This is a genomic window from Pseudoalteromonas sp. SG41-5 (assembly GCF_014164495.1).
Taxonomy (GTDB): Bacteria; Pseudomonadota; Gammaproteobacteria; order Enterobacterales; family Alteromonadaceae; genus Pseudoalteromonas; species Pseudoalteromonas rhizosphaerae.
On record NZ_JACJFH010000240.1, the window covers coordinates 1 to 1,189 of the forward strand.

General features: G+C 44.1%; 2 pseudogenes. Both read left to right on the forward strand.

Annotated elements, in window-relative coordinates:
• Positions 1 to 144: pseudogene (locus H5232_RS24475) on the forward strand (DUF600 domain-containing protein); the annotation flags it as partial.
• 581 nt (positions 145 to 725) lie between these two features.
• Positions 726 to 1,189 (forward strand): annotated as a pseudogene (locus tag H5232_RS24480) (hypothetical protein); the annotation flags it as partial.

Consider the following 1,189-nt stretch of genomic DNA (forward strand, 5'->3'; position numbering starts at 1 on the left):
ACTTTGTTTGAGAATGCCACTAAACACCAACCAAAAAACTGGACGCGCGCTATTTTCACCATAAATCGCCAAGGCCAATTTAATCTGAACTTTGAGCGTGATAATAATGATGATGACGTTATTACTGCACAACAAACGTATTAAACAATAGTGATTTACCTGCTCTTTAACAACATGGATGTTGTAAGGCTAGGCGCTACAGTCTTTTAAAGATTAGCGTCTAGCCTTAGGTTGCTCCCCTCATTTACTTCTCATTCTTTTCTCTTTGTGCAACATGGTTTTAAGTAAAATATTCACAAAGAGGTTAAGAGGCGCTGCGCTTAAAGAGCTCACTGCTATTTAGCTCGACAGAATGTGTGTTTTTTAATAAAAAAGCCCACAAACAGCCAGTAGTCCTAGTGCCTCAAACCCTGCGAGTATTAGTCGCATTAACGATGTAACCATCAATGATGCAGGCGTTGCAGCAACGACTGCTAGTGTGGTCGATTTAGAATATGTATACCTAGACGGGAGTCCTGTTAAAAAATGCCCCCTACACCATCACCTTCGATGATGGAACGCAGCAAACAGGGCAACTAGACGACAGTGGACAAGCGCAACTTACCAATATTCCCAGCGGTCAGTTCAGTGTTAAATACGGCGAAGACAGCCGCGATTATCAGCCAGAGGATAACACCACACCAAACCCGTTGTATGGGCAAATAACCACCGCCGATGCCGTGCACATGATTAATAGCGGTAACACCGCAAAGCTGGAAGAAGCAGGCAATTTAGCCAACCAAGCCGGTGATTGGTTATGGGGCACATTGCAAGGTGACTTTAATAAAAACCCCAGCACCTCACAAATCGTTGTGGGTACCATTATCTCGATGATACCGGTGGTTGACCAAATCATGGATATTCGTGATATTTGTGCAAATACCGTGTTACTCACCGATGATGATAAAGCCAACGACAGCGACGGCTGGATAGCCTTTACCCTAACCGCCATTGGTTTGGTTCCATTATTAGGCTCTGCTGTAAAAGGTGTGGGTAAAGTTGTAATTAAAAATAGTGGTGAGTCAATGGAAGCCGCCATTGCAGTGCTACGCAAGCTCGGTAAAGGCGACCCAGTAAAATACTTACGGGAAATAAACTGGCAAAATTTGGGCAAGCAAGCCGCCAGTGAAGTAAAAGCCGTAATCAAAGG